Genomic DNA, 15,710 nt, shown 5'->3' on the forward strand with positions numbered 1-15,710 from the left:
CAACATGTGCAGTCCACTCACTGAGCGCATCAAGCTGAGCGCATCAAGCTGCGCCAACCGCTGCTGCACCGGAATGAAACTAGTCCGGGGGTCTCGCTGATAGGACGCAAAGGTGAGACCCGAACCGTTCTCCCGTGATAGCTATACCCGCAGACCCATACCGCCTACGGCTTGCAGATCCACCGGATTGCTGAGCGAATCGCCAGACAGCGCAGATCCATCGCTTTGCCGCCGTCCGAGCGCAAACTCCCGTCCCGTCCGGTCCACTTCATCCCACTTGTCCAGGTTCATTTCGATGCGACGAATCACCAGGACGCTGCCAGCTGTGGTTCAGCTTGGTTCCTGGCCATCACCAAACACCGCAAGTTCATGCGCTTGGCCGGCGGGATTATTCGTTCCATCGAGTTGCCCAAAAAGATTGCGAAAACCTAGGCCTTCATGCACGGTGTGCGCCGCGTGGGTGAAACCGGTCTGGGTAAACAGTTCTTCGGCAATGCCACGAATTTTTTACGCAAAGCACACACTGAATTATCAGATCACTCTGGCCGTACCGGGAGCCAAGTTATTCACCAGCAAATGGCGGCAAGACCTCGACAGTTGCCGAATTCTGTCCCAAAAGTTCGAGTATCCCCGGCCCCAGCCCGACGGTCACCGTCAGTTGCGCGGTGGGCGCAAGCGCCTACTTGTTCTGGCGAGTGAACTTCACCAGCACGGCGATTGCTGCACCGAGGATTGCAATGCCAACGATGACCCAAATGACCGGGCTGATCTGGGATCCGAGCTGCTGAATTGGTTCGTTGTTTTGTTCGGCTGGTTCCGACGGTGCCGGTGCATTAGTGGCTGATTCGCTAGGCGTTGCGCTGGCAGCTACCGGCAGTTTGACGGTGAAGTTGAAGCTCTCTTCGATTGGGTGCCCATCGGAGGAGACCACACGGTAAACAAGCTTGTACGTTCCCGAAGCAAGCTTTTTCTCCGGAACTACGGTGACGGTCTTGCCCTTGGTGCTCACCACACTGGCCAGCTTGGTACCGTCTTCGGCGCTCAAGGCCACCACGGAAGTCTCTGCACCAGCGAGCTGCTGCAGGTCAGCGGAGAAATTCAATTCGATCTGCTCGGGAGATTCAGTCATCGTCGAGCCAGCGGACGGGTTTGAGGAGGTCAGCTCGTCATGGGCCGAAGCTGCGCTGACCGTGCCGAAGACCGCGACTAAGGCTATCAGAATGGCCGCTGAAAGCCTGATCAAGAGTGTGCGGGAGTGCTGTAGAGCAAGGGAATTCAAAATATTCCTTCCAAATGATCATGCGCTGAAGCTCATGATCGGAGTGTATTGAGTCGTTATAAGCGCAAGGGTTCAATACGTTGGAAGGTGGGCCTCGCCGGGCCGGGAGCCGGAGGAACACCGAAAGGCGATTCATCACCGGGGAGACGAAGTTTGCCGGGGCCTTCGGGAATTCCGGAACAATCCGTGCTGCAAGGACCAGGACTCGGCGCACAGCGCTCAATGACAAGGCCGCCCACACCATGGATAGCAGCTGTTCGCCTACACGGAGCACCAAGATGCTGGTTAGCGCTGCGAGAACGTGTGCGTACAGCATTGATTCGGATTGCACCGCGCTGTAGCGCGAGGCAATGTTCCCCACCAGCATTTCACCATGCTGATGTCCGGACGGCGCCGCTTGAGTAGCCACGACGTCCACACTGTGGTGTGTCATCACCGAGAGCCCTAGGTGATAGAGGCCCTGGCTGATCAGAACGACAAGACTCGTGCTGAGTAGCGAGAATTTCTTGCCCACCATAGCGGTAGCGATGACGGCAGAAACACAGGTAATCAGGATCATCACCACAAGCGAGGTCTGAGTCGGCGCGCTGTGTGCGTGTGCGGCGAATGCTGTCCAAGTGCATAGGCTTGCAGCTAGCCACCCGCGCAGTACGCGGGTGGGGCCGAAGTCCTTGGACACGAAGATCTACCGTTCAGTCGTTATTTTTCTACCTAAGCATTGATTCTACGCTAGGTAGAAGATTGCCTCAACGCGCTGTCGATTCGCTGAGCGCTGAGAGAACAAAAGCCCGATTCTCTTTCGAGAATCGGGCCCATGCCAAATGTCTGGGGACTACTTCTTTGAAACAGCAGCCTTCAGCTTCGAACCAGCGGTCAGCTTCACCGAGTGGCCAGCTGGAATCTGGATAGCTTCGCCGGTCTGTGGGTTGCGGCCGGTGCGTGCTGCACGATCGGTGCGCTCCACTGCCAACCAACCTGGGATCGAAACCTTCTCGCCCTGGGAAATCTGGTCAACGAATACCTCGAAAACAGCATCCAGTACACCGTTGACGGCAACCTGGGAGTTTTCGGTCTTAGCTGCAACAGCGGCAACAAGTTCGCTACGGTTCATAGCCAATGTGTGGTCCTCCTGGACTAGTGATCCATGACCCGACAGAGCCACGGACGCCGCGCGGTCGCACGGACTTACCAGTGAGAACATATCAAACCTTTGCCCCGAAAACGCGCGAAAACGTGCGAAATCCCGGGATTTTCTCAACATTTTGCGGTTCTGCACGTTAGACGGTCGGTTTTTGAGGCTCAAGGGAGGCAAATAATAAGAAATTGGTACTTAACGACAACGACCCGCTACCGCGAACATGGTTCCGGCAACGGGTCGTTGCAACGCATAAATTGCGCTGTGGCCTTACTTCTTGGCGACAGCAGCCTTCAGCTTCGAACCAGCGGTCAGCTTCACCGAGTGGCCAGCTGGAATCTGGATAGCTTCGCCGGTCTGTGGGTTGCGGCCGGTGCGTGCTGCACGATCGGTGCGCTCCACTGCCAACCAACCTGGGATCGAAACCTTCTCGCCCTGGGAAATCTGGTCAACGAATACCTCGAAAACAGCATCCAGTACACCGTTGACGGCAACCTGGGAGTTTTCGGTCTTAGCTGCAACAGCGGCAACAAGTTCGCTACGGTTCATAGCCAATGTGTGGTCCTCCTGGACTAGTGATCCTCACCCCGTTCGGGATTTGGATGCCGCACGCTCGCACGGGCTTACTTGAGAGAACTTACCAGCATTTACCGACGATAAGCGCACGGTTCCGCGGTTTTTGATGAAATTCGGCGATCTTTCGAGGTGTGAAAGTTCACGCTGGATCAAATTTGGAAGGGATCTATTCCATGATTTGCTTCAACAAAAATTTTCCACACGGGGTCCATAAGTCGCTTCTGCCGGGTTATCTTTGCGGGTCTGGCTAGGATGGATTCTCCTTTTGAAAGAAATTTTGGAGCAATATAGGTTCCCCGGGGGCTCGACTCGATTCCGCGGTTCAACGCTGCTTCCACAATGTTGACTGCGCCTTCGTGTTTGCCCTGCGCGAAACTCGCCTGAAGCTGGCCTTGCAAGCGCTTCATATAGACCGGTTCGTTGATTCCCGGCACCTGCGCGGTGAGCCCCGAAATTGAATATCCGGGGTGCAGCGCAAGGGAACGCGCCGGCCAGGATAGCTGTTTGAGCCGATGGTCCAAGGCCAAAGTGAAAGACTGCAGCGCCGCCTTGGACTGTGCGTAGGCGCGGTAGGGGTGATAGCTTCCGGTAAGCGCCAAATCTGCGGGATTGGTTTTCAGCAGGTTAGTCGAAATGGATCCCAACCCGATAAATCTCAGGGGACGCATGCGGAAAGTTTCGGCGAGTTCACCGACCAACCGGGCGTGTCCGAGGAAGTTTGTGGCCATGGCCATCTCATAACCCAGGCTTCCGGCAGTTCGCGTTTCTGGACTGCGGATAATCCCCGCGTTGGCGATGAGGATATCTATCCGGCGGTGGCGTAGCACTTGGCCCAGCGCACTGGCAGATTCCAGCGAGGCCGAATCAAAGGGTAGATATTCGAGTTCTGCATTCGGCACCCTGTGCTCGATAGCCTCGATCGCTCGAGCTGCTTTGGCCTCGTTGCGGCAAGCTAGCACTACGCGGGCACCGCTTGCAGCCAGAGCAAGGCTGGTAAAAAACCCTAAACCAGCGTTGGCGCCGGTGATGACCGCAGTTTTTCCCTCGCCGAGTCCGGCCCATCTGTCGCGGTTGCTGTACACGTCAGGGTACGGGGATCCGTAGCCTAAGAGGTCAAGGGCTCCAACACGGGCTTCAGTGTTCATAGCTCAACGCTACTATGCTGGGCCCACGCAACGTGCTCATTGCCGGTGAAGGGCAGTTCATCACCCGTTGCCGAAATGGTTGTGGTGGTGCCAGTATGGAAGGGTGGAGAAGCTACCGGAGAACTCGGCCCATCAGGCAGCGCTGAAAGCTGCCAGGTATAGGTTAGCTACCGAGCCTGAAACACCCGTTCCGGTGGACGAATACGCGCAGAAGACCGGCCGCCCCAGCGTGAGCGGTCCTCCGCGCACACCGCTGCAGTTCCACGCACAAGACGAAGCCTGGGAGGTAGCCAAAACTGTCCTAGATGAAGCCTTCGCCCGGGGAGACTTCGATAATCTGGCGCTGTCCGGTCAGAACATTGATCACCTGACGTCCACCGATGATCCGGACTGGTGGGTGAAATCCATGATGCACCGCGAACAGCTCACCGGATTAGGTCCGCCCGCTTTGACCTTGCGGGTAGACGATCAGCGCCTTGAGCAGACACTGGACGCTTTGCCCACGGCCGCAGCGGTCCGCGCACACCTGAACGACTTCAACCAGCGTATTGTCGAAGCACGCCGACAACTGCTTGGCGGTCCCCCGGTCATCACCAAGTTGCGCAGCATTGATGGGGAGCTGCAAGCGTGGCGTGAACGACGCAGCGCCCTGGTTCAGCCGTCTGCAGAGAGCACGAGGGAACCCAAGCGGCGTTGGTGGGCTCGGCGAAAATAGTTCTGGACAGTTTAAACGACGAATGCCGCCTCACTCCCCGAAGGGTTGAGACGGCATTCGTACTAGAAAGCTAAAGTCTGAAGACTTTGAGGCTTACCAGGAAGACTTGGTGATGCCCGGAAGCTCACCACGGTGTGCCATGTCGCGGAAGCGAACACGGGAGATACCGAACTTCTGGAAGGTACCACGTGGGCGACCATCGATCGAGTCGCGGTTGCGGACGCGGATCGGCGAAGCGTCGCGTGGAAGCTTCTGCAGACCCAGACGTGCAGCCTCGCGGGCTTCGTCGGTTGCGTTCGGGTCAACCAAGGTCTTCTTCAGTTCGAGGCGCTTTTCAGCGTAACGCTCGACGATGACCTTGCGCTGTTCGTTCTTTGCGATCTTGGACTTCTTGGCCATGTCTTAGCGCTCCTCTCGGAATTCAACGTGCTTACGGACAACAGGGTCGTACTTCTTCAGAACCATACGGTCTGGGTTGTTACGACGATTCTTGCGGGTCACGTAAGTGAATCCGGTACCGGCGGTCGACTTCAGCTTGATGATAGGACGTACGTCCTTATCCTTCTTTGCCATATTAGAGCTTCACACCCTTCGCAAGTAGATCGGTCACAACAGCATCGATACCGCGAACGTCAATGAGCTTGATGCCCTTAACCGAAAGGGTCAAGGTCACGTTGCGGCGCAGGGATGGAACCCAGTAGCGCTTCTTCTGGATGTTCGGATCGAATCGACGCTTGTTGCGACGGTGCGAGTGGGAGATGCTATGTCCGAAGGCCGGAGTAGTACCGGTTACCTGGCAAACAGCTGCCATGATCACTCCTTAGTTAGTTAGTAGTAAAATTCGGCGGTTCTCGCGCGAAGTGTCCTTACCGAAATAACGACACCACTTAGTGCGTTATGAGCCCCGCCAACCAGTGAAACACCGTTAATACTGCACACTAGGAAGGTAACCAGGCTGGGTGAGAACCAACCGAAGAGCCTTAAAGTATGTAAGTCGGTGAACTTCGTAACCGGTTGAGCAATTCCCCGTACTCAGGTGGTTACGATATTCGGTATTACGGGCTACGCGTACCCGCTGCTCCACCATTATGGCGGCACAACGAAACACGCGATTAACGCGCTATAAGAATATCTGGGATTGCTCAGAGAGCCAAATCGGAGGTCGGCTCATCAAGCACCCAGTGGTCTTCGTCCAAAACCCTAACGACCTTGCGAGAAATCCTCGCTAGGTCCTTAATGTCCTTGTCATCTAGGGATTCTAGAAGCAGTGCACGAACGGTTTTCACATGATGCGGCGCCATTTTGACCACCGCATCCCAACCCTGCTTGGTTAATGAGGCGATTTTCACACGCGCGTCTCCGGCGGACTGTGAACGAATCACCCAACCGCGCTTCTCCAATTTCTTCACCACATGCGACAGCCGCGACAACGAAGCGCTGGTGCGCGCAGCAAGATCCGTCATGGTCAGTTCACGGTCTGGCGCCTCGGAGAGCATAGCCAGCATGTGATAGTCGAAGAGGGTAATTCCTTCGAGACCTTGCAGGTCCGAGTCTAAAGCTGCAGGGAGCAAAGACATTACCGTGTTCAGTCCCAGCCAGGCCGTTCGTTCTTCGGCAGTTAGCCAGTCGACTTGTTCACCCATGTAATTTCACACCATTCTTCGCTACCGCACTGGCAGTAAGTCACATTGCCTCGTGGCAATACTCTAATCGGTAGAATGCTACCTTGTCGCGTCTTGGTTTGCTCGGCTCAAACCCATTAAGTACGCAGAGTTTGGTAATTTATCAACCACGTCCAGCGGTTTTGGCCCACGGGTGTCCCTGCCAGCAGCAAGAGCCTGGGCTATCGGCAAGTGATCTGCTTGGCCTCATTGAGAGATTCGTCCATTTGACTGGCTTCCACCATAAAGGTGAACACCGGGTGAGACCGAGACACAAGAAAAGACCCATCGGCCCGAACCTCTCAGTGGACCAACAGATCTTAACTTGTCATGAACGGGTGTTACCGCTGGGCTAATCGCTTGCGCCGTCGGTAAGCCATCACCTGTCCGACGATAACTACCAGCAAGGCAGCGATGAACATTGCCGAACCAATGACGTTTGCCTGGGCCGGGATACCGCGGGTCGCGGCTACGTAGATGAACTTCGGGAACGTCTGGAAGGTGCCGGAGTTGAAGTTGGTAATAATGAAGTCATCAAAGCTCATAGCGAATGACAACAAGGCGGCTGCCACAATCCCAGGCACTAGCAAAGGGAAGGTAATCTTCCAGAATGCCGCTCGCGGAGTGGAATATAGGTCAGCCGCAGCCTCTTCTAATCGTGGGTCAAGTGACGAAACACGTGCTCTCACGGTCACAATCACAAAAGACATACAGAACACGATATGCGCGATCACAATCGTGGTGTACCCCAGTTCCCACCCCAAATTCAGGAACTGAGCCAGTAGCGAGGCTCCAAGTACCACCTCGGGGGTGGCGAGCGGAAGAATAATGAGAACGTCGGTCAGCTTGCGGAAACGGAATTTGTACCGCACCAGCCCGATGGCAATACAGGTGCCTAAGGCAGTGGAGACGATGGTCGCCACCACACCTACCTGCAAAGAATTGACCAAGGATTCACAGACGGCCGGCGCACCGCAGGGGTTTTGCCAATTGCCGAAAGTGAATCCGCGCCATTCAAGATTTGTGCGCCCGGCGTCGTTGAAGGAGAACACGAAGATATACGCGATAGGTACCAGCAGGTAGACGAAGGCCAGTCCACCAATGCCAGGAATGATCCAGCGGCCTATTTTTTGTTTCATCATTGGCTCCTACATCAATTCCTTGGTACCGAAACGCCTGATATAGAGGGTGACGAGTATCAGGATGGACAGCATCAAAATGAAACTCAGCGCCGCAGCGCCCGGGTAGTCGATGACCTTGAAAAATCTTGAATCAATCACTTGCCCGATCATTGTCGTGTTTCGGTTGTTGCCCAACAGTGCGGCGTTCACGTAGTCACCGGCCGCCGGGATGAAGGTCAGCAGCGTCCCGGCAAAAACTCCGGGGGCAGACAGCGGCAGGGTCACTTTGAAAAATGATGTCATCGGGCTCGCGTATAAATCACCCGAGGCCTCTAAGAGCCTGGTGTCTAAACGACCGAGATTCGCGTAAATCGGCAGCACCATAAAGGGCAAAAAGTTATATGTCAGGCCCGCTACCACCGCGAAGGGTGTTGCCGTCAGATGCCCGTCGGCGGGAAGAACCGCAATCAGCTTTAAGGTTTGCGCCACCCATCCTTCATCGGCCAAGATTTGCTTCCACGCTTGGGTGCGCAGAATAAAGCTAGAGAAGAATGGTGCGATCAACAAGACCAGCAAAATTCCTTGAAGCAAGCCATGCTGGCGTAAACGTACCGCGACCAAGTAAGCCATGGGGTAGCCAATAAGTAAGGCCAGTACCGTGGCAATCAGCGCGAAGCCAAAGGAACGAACCAGCTCGGACCAGTACGCACTAAGCACCGTGACATAGTTGCCAAATTCTAGGGCTGGAACAAATTCGCCAATTTCCGCGCCTTCGGGTCTGGCGTATAAGGACATCGACAACAGTACGATCACCGGAAGGGCAAAGAACAGAAAGAGGACCAGCATCCCCGGGACCACGAGGTATACCCCGGTACGTCCCTTGCGGCGTTCTGCCTTGATCTCTTCCGCGCTACGTAAATCGGCGATTTTCCCCTTTTTGGTCATCACCATTTTGCTCATGTCTGATCCACCCCGGCATCAACTACCTCGTCACCGGCCAGTCCAAAGGAGTGAGCGCTGTCCCAAGAGAGGTACACCGTATCCCCCATTTGGGCAGGTTGTTGCCCACGGTTCTGCGAGAAGGTTCCGATCCGTCCAATGCCTGGCACCTCGATCAGGTACTCCGTGGTGGTTCCGGTAAACGAAACATCAATGACCTGACCGCTCAACTCGTTGTATCCCGTTGATTCTTGGGGTGCCTCACGATGTAGGTGAAGCTTTTCTGGTCGCACACCAATGACGATGTCACCCTCATGCTGCACTGCCCGTTCGACGGGAACCAAAACCTTGCAACCGGCGGCTTGCGCTTCGATGAGTCCTTCTTGTTGCCCCACCACATGAGCGCGCATGAGATTTGATTTGCCTAAGAAATTGGCCACAAAGGCTGTCTTCGGCAACTCGTAGAGATCGCGAGGCGCACCCATCTGTTCGATGCGTCCTTCATTCATCACCGCAACAACATCAGCCATGGTCATGGCTTCTTCTTGGTCGTGAGTGACATGGATAAAGGTCAAACCGACCTCGGTTTGAATCGCTTTGAGTTCGAATTGCATCTGCCGACGCAACTTCATATCTAACGCACCGAGAGGTTCGTCAAGCAGCAACACCTGAGGACGGTTAACTAGCGCCCTAGCCAACGCGACACGCTGTTGTTGTCCGCCTGAAAGCTGCTCGGGGCGCCGGTTGGCGAGGTGGTCAAGCTCCACCATTTTTAGACCTTCCCGGGCCTTTTCCATTGCTTTCTTGTCTTTTTTCCGTTTGAGTCCAAAGGCCACATTTTCAAGCACGGTCATATGCGGAAACAGCGCATAGGACTGGAACACGGTATTCACCTCACGCTGGTGGCTAGGCAACGAGGTGACGTTCTTACCCCCGATGAGTATTTCGCCTTCGCTGGGGGCATCCAATCCGGCGATCATTCGCAGTGTTGTCGATTTACCACAACCTGACGGTCCCAATAAGGCAAAAAAAGTTCCCGAGGGGACGGTGAGGTCCAGATCTTTCACTGCAATGAATTCAGCAAAACGCTTAGTAATGCCCTTAAGTTCTAGGTCCGCGCCTTCGCTGCGTGGCGGAACCGTGGGTTTCCGGGATGTCTGTGCGGTGTTGGTACTCATCACGTGCTATACCCCAATTACTTCTTGGAACTGGTTTTGGAAGTCATTTTCTTCCTCCACGCTCAGTTCTCGTTCGGTGCTTGCGTTGTTCAAGAATTCTGCGGTAGGGAAGATCAACGGATCATTGACTAGATCGGGATCAATTTTTTCCATCTCTTGCTGTGCGCCTACCACAGGGCACAGATAGTTCACATAGGCAGCGACCTCTGCTGCCACATCTGGCTGGTAATAGAAATCCATCAGCTTTTCCGCGTTTTTCTTATGCGTTGCGCCAATGGGAACGGTGAAGTTATCTGACCAAATCAATCCACCACGCTCAGGCATGATGAACTCCCACTTATTGCCCTCTTCATAGTTCAGCTGCGTGATGTCCCCCGAGTAGGCAATTCCTGCTAGCGCATCGCCGGAAATAAGATCCTGCTTATACGAATTGCCCTTGACCTGTCTGATCTGGCCGTTTTGAATATTTTCATCGAGCACTTCTAAAGCTCCGGCGAATTCGTCCTGTCCCCATTGGCCTGCGATATCTATGCCCTGATCAAGCAGGAGTATTGGAATCGTGTCACGCATTTCGTCCAAAAGCGTCACCCGCCCTTTAAGCTCCGGGCTCCATAGGTCTTCGACGTTTCGCAGTCCTTTGGGGAATGCTTCCTTGTTCCAAACCAGACCGGTATAACCCGATTGCCAGGTCAGTGATTTTGTCCGTCCTGGATCAAAGCGCACATCTTTCAACGCGGGGAGCAGATTTTTGATGTTTGGAATATTTGCGTGGTCTAGTTCCTGTGCGTACCCCAGACGCATCACGCGCTCGGTCATCCAGTCGGTCAGCACGATCAGGTCCTGACCGATATCTTGTCCGGCCGCCAGTTGGGATTGCACCTTACCGTAATACGAATCGTTGGAGTCGATGTCTTCGACGTATTTCACCTCCAGGCCAGAGGACTTCTTGAACTGCTGCAAGGTTGGATAGTTTTTTGCCTTGTCGTCATAGTCCAAATACAGCGTCCAGTTGGCCCAGCGGACGAGTTTTTCGGTGTCAGAAAGATCTGTCGCGGGAGCCAAGGAAGCCGTGGCGGAACTATTTGCACCCTTGGTACCGCATGCGGTGAGTAATCCGGCAAGCGCGAGGCCGGCAGCGCCGGCGAGCACCCCTCGCCGGCTCGCCTGAGCGTGCCCAATAGCTTGGGAGAGTTTCATCCGTTGATCGTTCAGGGCACGTTGGCGTGACATCTATTCTCAGGCTCCAATCGCGCTTTGGAATTCGCTGCCGAGGGTAGTTTCTTCCTCGGCGTCCAAGGCTCGGAAGACATGGGCGTGGCTGAGGTCTTCTTCGGTTGGGAAAATCAGTGGGTTATCCACCAGGCTCGGATCGATTTTTTCCATCTCCTCTTTGGCGCCGAGCACGGGACAAATGAAGTTCACATAGGCGGCGACCTCGGCAGCTACCTTCGGTTCGTAGTAGAAATTCATCAGCTTCTCGGCGTTGGCTTTACGTGGCGAAGCAACAGGAACCATTAAGTTATCGCTCCACAGCGTGCCGCCAGCCTCTGGGATGGCAAATTCCCATTGGTCATCATTTTCGAAGTTCATCTGCACTATGTCTCCGGACCAGACAATGCCTGCGATGGCATCGCCAGAGATGAAATCTGACTTGTATGAGTTGCCCTTGACCTGGCGGATCTGGCCATTTCCAATATTCTTGCGCAGGTCATCGAGGGCGGTGCCGAATTCGCTCTCCCCCCATTGGCCGGTGATATCTACCCCACGGTCAAGCATCAGCAACCCCATGGTGTCGCGCATTTCGTCAAGCACGGTGACCCGTCCCTTGAGTGCGGGGTCCCAGAGGTCTGAAACATTTTTCAGCCCCTTAGGGAACTTCTTTTTATTCCAAGCGATGCCGGCGTAGCCGGTCTGCCAGGTGACTGAGTTCTTGCGTCCTGGATCGAAGTCGACATCTTTCAGATCTGGCAAAAGATTTGCGAGGTTCGGAATGTTTGCGTGGTCAAGTTCCTGGGTGTACCCCTGACGAATGATGCGCCCGGCCATCCAGTCAGTGAGCGTGATGAGGTCCTGACCGATATCTTGTCCCGCTTTGAGCTGCCCTTGGACTTTGCCGTAGTAGGTGTCATTGCCATCAATGTCTTCAACGTAGCTAACGCTGATACCAGTCTTCTCTTTGAACTGGTCAAGTGTGGGATAGGTTTTGCTCTTCTCGTCGTAGTCAAGGTAAAGCGTCCAGTTCGCCCAGTTCACCGTCGGATCGGTAGCGGAAACATCTTTGACGCTGACTGCTGACGCGGAGCTCCCAGCACTTTTGCCGCCGGTTCCGCAGGCTGCCAAGAGCCCGCCCAAACCCAGAGCGCCGGCGGCCCCCAAGACTCCTCGGCGTGACATTGAGCGCTGGCTCATCGCTTGGACCAGTGCGCGGATTTGTGGATCTTCAGGTAGTTGTCGTCGCTGAGGAGACATGATTCCGTCCTAACATTGAGGGCTCAAACAGTTTGGCGACTGTGACGCGCCACACAAGATATCAATGACGTTCATAATGTCAGCTCTTCGCCAGCGAAACAAGGGATTCACGCAAGTATCGATGTTAAATCTGTGTTTCTAATGCTGGAAACAATAAAAATTGCCTCTTTCGCAACTGGATCAGTAGATGTATGGTCGGTGCTATACCCAAAACATCGGCAGTTCTTGGGTGGCGACTATGCATCGAAAGACCCAGGAGGTCGATAACGAATGACCCTGCCACCGCATAACCACGTAGCGGCGACCATCGATGAAATTTCTAAAGAAATCATCGAGCAACTGCAAGAGGATGGACGACGCTCCTATGCAGCCATCGGCAAAGCAGTGGGCCTCAGTGAAGCTGCGGTTCGCCAGCGCGTGCAGAAATTGGTGGACAGTCGAGCCATGCAGATCGTTGCGGTAACCAATCCATTGGAGCTGGGATTCACCCGGCAGGCAATGATCGGAATAATCGCTTCAAGCGACATCAACTCCACGGCAGATCGAATCGCAGAAGTACCCGAAGTGGACTACTGCGTGGTGACCGCCGGAAGCGCAGACATCTTGGCCGAAGTAATTTGCACCAGCGACGAGGACCTCTTGCGAGTAATCAGTAAAATTCGCGGCACCGAAGGCGTTGTCAGCACGAATACATACACGTATCTTTCACTGAAAAAACAGGAATACAACTGGGGAACACGATGAGTAAAACTCCACGCGGTACCGATCGACAGCAAGCTGCCCGCGACCATCTTTGGATGCACATGGCACGCCATTCAGGTCTTCACAGTGGTGGGACCGTACCAATTATTTCCCGCGGCAGTGGGCATAGGATCTATGACGATCAAGGCAAAGAATATATCGATGGGCTCTCCGGGCTCTTTGTTGTCAACGCCGGGCACGGGCGTGCGGAACTAGCCGAAGCGGCAGCAAAGCAGGCAGAAAAATTGGCTTTCATGCCGCTGTGGTCTTACGCCCACGAGCCTGCGATTGACCTCGCCGAACGCCTAGCGCACTATGCCCCGGGAGATCTAAACCGAGTCTTCTTCACCACCGGTGGAGGCGAAGCCGTTGAATCAGCTTTCAAACTGGCCAAACAGCATTTTAAGATGAAGGGGTTCCCGGGAAAAACGAAAGTTATTTCCAGGGCCTTGGCCTACCACGGAACCCCGCAGGGCGCTCTGGCGATTACTTCCCTGCCGGATATGAAGACTCCGTTTGAGCCACTGGTTCCGGGAACCTTCAGAGTTCCGAACACTAACTTCTACCGGGCCCCGGAAATGTTTGCCGACAACGAGAAGGACTTCGGGCTTTGGGCTGCGGAGCGAATCCGTGAAGCCATTGAATTTGAAGGTGCCGATACCGTCGCTGCGGTGTTCTTGGAACCTGTGCAGAATTCCGGTGGCTGCTTCCCGCCACCTCCTGGCTATTTTGATCGCGTCCGCGAAATCTGCGACGAGTACGATGTCCTGCTCGTCTCCGACGAGACTATTTGCGCCTTTGGTCGCATCGGTTCGATGTTCGCTTGCAACGACTTCGGCTACGTCCCGGATATCATCACCTCGGCCAAGGCACTGACCAGTGGGTATGTTCCATTGGGTGTCATGGTGGTTTCAGACAAGCTCTTTGAGCCGTTCACCAAGGGCGACACCACTTTTTACCATGGTTACACCTTTGGCGGTCATCCGGTGGCTGCGGCGGTGGCGATGGCGAATCTTGATATTTTTGAGCGCGAGGGGCTCAACGATAACGTCAAGAACAATGCCGACAACTTCAAAGCGACGCTAGACAAGCTCAAGGATCTCGATATCGTGGGCGATGTTCGCGGGGCCGGCTACTTCTATGGAATTGAACTGGTCAAGGACAAGAACACCAAAGAAACCTTTAACGATGATGAATCGGAAAGGTTGCTACGCCAGTATCTATCCCCTGCACTGTGGGAAGCCGGGCTGTACTGCCGCGCAGATGATCGGGGCGATCCGGTGATTCAACTGGCTCCACCACTGACCATCGCGCAACCAGAATTTGATCAGATCGAATCGATTCTGCGCTCCGTTCTCAAAGAAGCGGCAAATAAGATCTAGCGCAGTTCCAGATATTTTCAAACAACAAAGCTGGCGGTCGGCTCCCCACAGGGAGGCGGCTGCCAGCTTTGTTTTCTGCGGTAATCTAGCGCTGCAGTGCCGTTCGGGCCGAGGACAGACGTTTTAATGCCAACGCTCCGATCAGCAGACCGAAGTCACGCAACGCGACATCGAAGTAGCCAGGAAGTATCAGCAGGTTCACGATAATCCCCAACAACCAGAGGCTTACCACCACCGAACCGAGCTTCGGCCGCAACGCCACCAAGATGCCGGCCGCAATTTCCACAACGCCTACGGCGTACATAAACACTTCTGGCGACACCGGGATGATGTCGGTTGCCAGCGGCGCGAGGTAAAGGGTCCAATCGGTGAGCAGGTTGAAAAACTTGTCCAGCCCGAACAGGATCGGCGCCACCGTGAAGATGGTTCGCAACAACAAGAATGCTTGGTGCTCCAAAGCCTGCGACCGCAATTCTGAGGATCTAGCCGTTATTGAAGACATGCTGACCCCTCCTTTCTAAAAGTAGTAATCCTAACTTTAGAACTCGCGGGCTTCTAAGTCAACAAATCGCAACTTTAGATTTAGACTGTTTGCATGCAACTCTTTTCTCGCAAACGCTCGGTCCACGCCGTCTCGGCATTGGCCGATCCATTGCGGGCAAAAATCTATGAATATCTGCGCCGCACCACCGCACCAGCGAGCCGTGATGCCGTCGCACAAGCGCTGGATCTGCCCAGAAATACCGTGTCCTTCCAGCTTGAACGCTTAGCGAAGGAAGGACTGCTGACCTACGAATTCAGAAAACTCGGTGAAACTAGCGGCCCCGGCTCCGGCCGGCCTTCAAAACTGTATTCGCTAGTGACCCAGGAAATTGAAGCCAGCGTCCCGCACCGCGAATACACCTTGGCGGCCCACATCATGGCCCAAGCCATCGAACGCGCCACACAAGAGCAACGTCCGGTCAATGAATTGCTCGCCGAGGTATCGCGCGAGTCAGGCCAAGCCTTAGCGGCGTCTGGTGAGTCCCTGGAGCAGATGCTCGCGAAAGGCGGATATCTCCCCGAGACTGATAAAGCAGGCTCAATCCATCTGACCGATTGCCCTTTCCATCAGTTATCCGCACAATTCAGGGACACCGTGTGCATGATGAACCGAGAACTTCTGGGGGCCGTCGTAGAAACCAGTGACGCCCCGTATACGCCTTGTCCGGTATCGCCGGAAGGCGGACACTGCTGCGTGCGGTTGGACCCCACATCCAATAAATAGTCGACTAAAAGTACCTGCCGGGCATAGAAAGGATTAGAGCTCTCGCGGCTGCTGTTGCTTATGCATGACTTTGCATGGGTTTTCTTCTTCTCTATCCTCTCC

19 protein-coding genes and 1 pseudogene are annotated in these 15,710 nt (G+C 54.7%); 4 read left to right on the forward strand and 16 right to left on the reverse strand.

Annotated features, from left to right (window positions below):
• Nucleotides 1-141 precede the first annotated feature (141 nt).
• The 6 genes and pseudogenes from IEX04_RS00180 to IEX04_RS00210 all read right to left on the reverse strand — a co-directional run.
• Nucleotides 142-315 (reverse strand): annotated as a pseudogene (locus tag IEX04_RS00180) (Dyp-type peroxidase); the annotation flags it as partial.
• Nucleotides 316-679: 364 nt separating this feature from the next.
• A complete protein-coding gene (locus IEX04_RS00190; protein WP_229676916.1) occupies nucleotides 680-1,279 on the reverse strand; it encodes a copper resistance CopC family protein in 600 nt (199 codons plus the stop codon).
• On the reverse strand, nucleotides 1,167-1,958 hold the full coding sequence (locus tag IEX04_RS00195; RefSeq protein ID WP_188682822.1) for a hypothetical protein: 792 nt from the start codon (nucleotides 1,956-1,958) through the stop codon (nucleotides 1,167-1,169). The genes IEX04_RS00190 and IEX04_RS00195 overlap by 113 nt, the downstream gene beginning before the upstream one ends.
• A 153-nt stretch (nucleotides 1,959-2,111) precedes the next feature.
• A complete protein-coding gene (locus tag IEX04_RS00200) occupies nucleotides 2,112-2,396 on the reverse strand; it encodes an HU family DNA-binding protein (protein WP_188682824.1) in 285 nt (94 codons plus the stop codon).
• 288 nt (nucleotides 2,397-2,684) lie between these two features.
• The gene (locus tag IEX04_RS00205; RefSeq protein ID WP_096255551.1) at nucleotides 2,685-2,969 is read right to left on the reverse strand and encodes an HU family DNA-binding protein; all 285 of its coding nucleotides are present in this window, start codon (nucleotides 2,967-2,969) and stop codon (nucleotides 2,685-2,687) included.
• A gap of 170 nt (nucleotides 2,970-3,139) precedes the next feature.
• The gene (locus tag IEX04_RS00210; protein WP_188682826.1) at nucleotides 3,140-4,135 is read right to left on the reverse strand and encodes an SDR family NAD(P)-dependent oxidoreductase; all 996 of its coding nucleotides are present in this window, start codon (nucleotides 4,133-4,135) and stop codon (nucleotides 3,140-3,142) included.
• 103 nt (nucleotides 4,136-4,238) lie between these two features.
• Here IEX04_RS00210 and IEX04_RS00215 point away from each other — a divergent pair, with 103 nt between their 5' ends.
• On the forward strand, nucleotides 4,239-4,850 hold the full coding sequence (locus tag IEX04_RS00215) for a DnaJ family domain-containing protein (RefSeq protein WP_188682828.1): 612 nt from the start codon (nucleotides 4,239-4,241) through the stop codon (nucleotides 4,848-4,850).
• Nucleotides 4,851-4,943: 93 nt separating this feature from the next.
• Here IEX04_RS00215 and rpsN read toward each other — a convergent pair whose 3' ends face one another.
• The 9 genes from rpsN to IEX04_RS00260 all read right to left on the reverse strand — a co-directional run bounded on the left by rpsN (nucleotide 4,944) and on the right by IEX04_RS00260 (nucleotide 12,218).
• Nucleotides 4,944-5,249: a 30S ribosomal protein S14 gene (gene rpsN / locus IEX04_RS00220; RefSeq protein WP_096255557.1), complete on the reverse strand. Its 306-nt coding sequence runs from the start codon at nucleotides 5,247-5,249 to the stop codon at nucleotides 4,944-4,946.
• Nucleotides 5,250-5,252: 3 nt separating this feature from the next.
• Nucleotides 5,253-5,423: a 50S ribosomal protein L33 gene (gene rpmG, locus IEX04_RS00225; RefSeq protein ID WP_054821834.1), complete on the reverse strand. Its 171-nt coding sequence runs from the start codon at nucleotides 5,421-5,423 to the stop codon at nucleotides 5,253-5,255.
• 1 nt (nucleotide 5,424) lies between these two features.
• The gene (rpmB, locus tag IEX04_RS00230) at nucleotides 5,425-5,661 is read right to left on the reverse strand and encodes a 50S ribosomal protein L28 (RefSeq protein WP_096255559.1); all 237 of its coding nucleotides are present in this window, start codon (nucleotides 5,659-5,661) and stop codon (nucleotides 5,425-5,427) included.
• 331 nt (nucleotides 5,662-5,992) lie between these two features.
• Nucleotides 5,993-6,493 carry a MarR family winged helix-turn-helix transcriptional regulator gene (locus IEX04_RS00235; RefSeq protein WP_188682830.1) on the reverse strand — a complete coding sequence of 167 codons (501 nt, stop codon included), beginning with the start codon at nucleotides 6,491-6,493 and terminating at the stop codon, nucleotides 5,993-5,995.
• Between the two features lie 359 nt (nucleotides 6,494-6,852).
• On the reverse strand, nucleotides 6,853-7,650 hold the full coding sequence (locus IEX04_RS00240; RefSeq protein ID WP_188682832.1) for an ABC transporter permease: 798 nt from the start codon (nucleotides 7,648-7,650) through the stop codon (nucleotides 6,853-6,855).
• A 9-nt stretch (nucleotides 7,651-7,659) separates the two neighbouring features.
• Nucleotides 7,660-8,583 carry an ABC transporter permease gene (locus IEX04_RS00245; protein WP_188684013.1) on the reverse strand — a complete coding sequence of 308 codons (924 nt, stop codon included), beginning with the start codon at nucleotides 8,581-8,583 and terminating at the stop codon, nucleotides 7,660-7,662.
• A gap of 5 nt (nucleotides 8,584-8,588) precedes the next feature.
• On the reverse strand, nucleotides 8,589-9,749 hold the full coding sequence (locus IEX04_RS00250; RefSeq protein ID WP_188682834.1) for an ABC transporter ATP-binding protein: 1,161 nt from the start codon (nucleotides 9,747-9,749) through the stop codon (nucleotides 8,589-8,591).
• A gap of 6 nt (nucleotides 9,750-9,755) precedes the next feature.
• Nucleotides 9,756-10,979, reverse strand: coding sequence for an ABC transporter substrate-binding protein (locus IEX04_RS00255; protein ID WP_188682836.1), 1,224 nt, complete (start codon nucleotides 10,977-10,979; stop codon nucleotides 9,756-9,758).
• 6 nt (nucleotides 10,980-10,985) lie between these two features.
• The gene (locus IEX04_RS00260) at nucleotides 10,986-12,218 is read right to left on the reverse strand and encodes an ABC transporter substrate-binding protein (RefSeq protein WP_188682838.1); all 1,233 of its coding nucleotides are present in this window, start codon (nucleotides 12,216-12,218) and stop codon (nucleotides 10,986-10,988) included.
• A 270-nt stretch (nucleotides 12,219-12,488) separates the two neighbouring features.
• Here IEX04_RS00260 and IEX04_RS00265 point away from each other — a divergent pair, with 270 nt between their 5' ends.
• Nucleotides 12,489-12,962: an Lrp/AsnC family transcriptional regulator gene (locus tag IEX04_RS00265; RefSeq protein WP_188682840.1), complete on the forward strand. Its 474-nt coding sequence runs from the start codon at nucleotides 12,489-12,491 to the stop codon at nucleotides 12,960-12,962.
• Nucleotides 12,959-14,341: an aspartate aminotransferase family protein gene (locus tag IEX04_RS00270; RefSeq protein ID WP_188682842.1), complete on the forward strand. Its 1,383-nt coding sequence runs from the start codon at nucleotides 12,959-12,961 to the stop codon at nucleotides 14,339-14,341. Before IEX04_RS00265 ends, IEX04_RS00270 begins: the two co-directional genes overlap by 4 nt.
• Before the next feature lie 85 nt (nucleotides 14,342-14,426).
• On the opposite strand, the gene IEX04_RS00275 is transcribed toward IEX04_RS00270, so the two are convergent.
• Nucleotides 14,427-14,843, reverse strand: coding sequence for a hypothetical protein (locus IEX04_RS00275; RefSeq protein ID WP_188682844.1), 417 nt, complete (start codon nucleotides 14,841-14,843; stop codon nucleotides 14,427-14,429).
• A 93-nt stretch (nucleotides 14,844-14,936) separates the two neighbouring features.
• On the opposite strand from IEX04_RS00275, the gene IEX04_RS00280 reads away from it, so the two are divergent.
• Nucleotides 14,937-15,608, forward strand: coding sequence for a helix-turn-helix transcriptional regulator (locus IEX04_RS00280; protein ID WP_188682846.1), 672 nt, complete (start codon nucleotides 14,937-14,939; stop codon nucleotides 15,606-15,608).
• The last annotated feature ends 102 nt before the right edge of the window (nucleotides 15,609-15,710 follow it).

This window comes from Glutamicibacter ardleyensis (genome assembly GCF_014644555.1).
Lineage (GTDB): Bacteria > Actinomycetota > Actinomycetes > Actinomycetales > Micrococcaceae > Glutamicibacter > Glutamicibacter bergerei.

Coding starts and splice junctions, on each gene's coding strand:
- IEX04_RS00265 (WP_188682840.1), top strand. CDS start 12,489: ATGACCCTGCCACCGCATAACCACGTAGCGGCGACCATCGATGAAATT.
- IEX04_RS00210 (WP_188682826.1), bottom strand. CDS start 4,135: ATGAACACTGAAGCCCGTGTTGGAGCCCTTGACCTCTTAGGCTACGGA.
- IEX04_RS00260 (WP_188682838.1), bottom strand. CDS start 12,218: ATGTCTCCTCAGCGACGACAACTACCTGAAGATCCACAAATCCGCGCA.
- IEX04_RS00250 (WP_188682834.1), bottom strand. CDS start 9,749: ATGAGTACCAACACCGCACAGACATCCCGGAAACCCACGGTTCCGCCA.
- IEX04_RS00275 (WP_188682844.1), bottom strand. CDS start 14,843: ATGTCTTCAATAACGGCTAGATCCTCAGAATTGCGGTCGCAGGCTTTG.
- IEX04_RS00240 (WP_188682832.1), bottom strand. CDS start 7,650: ATGAAACAAAAAATAGGCCGCTGGATCATTCCTGGCATTGGTGGACTG.
- rpmG (WP_054821834.1), bottom strand. CDS start 5,423: ATGGCAAAGAAGGATAAGGACGTACGTCCTATCATCAAGCTGAAGTCG.
- IEX04_RS00235 (WP_188682830.1), bottom strand. CDS start 6,493: ATGGGTGAACAAGTCGACTGGCTAACTGCCGAAGAACGAACGGCCTGG.
- IEX04_RS00270 (WP_188682842.1), top strand. CDS start 12,959: ATGAGTAAAACTCCACGCGGTACCGATCGACAGCAAGCTGCCCGCGAC.
- rpmB (WP_096255559.1), bottom strand. CDS start 5,661: ATGGCAGCTGTTTGCCAGGTAACCGGTACTACTCCGGCCTTCGGACAT.
- IEX04_RS00245 (WP_188684013.1), bottom strand. CDS start 8,583: ATGGTGATGACCAAAAAGGGGAAAATCGCCGATTTACGTAGCGCGGAA.
- IEX04_RS00255 (WP_188682836.1), bottom strand. CDS start 10,979: ATGTCACGCCAACGTGCCCTGAACGATCAACGGATGAAACTCTCCCAA.
- rpsN (WP_096255557.1), bottom strand. CDS start 5,249: ATGGCCAAGAAGTCCAAGATCGCAAAGAACGAACAGCGCAAGGTCATC.
- IEX04_RS00280 (WP_188682846.1), top strand. CDS start 14,937: ATGCAACTCTTTTCTCGCAAACGCTCGGTCCACGCCGTCTCGGCATTG.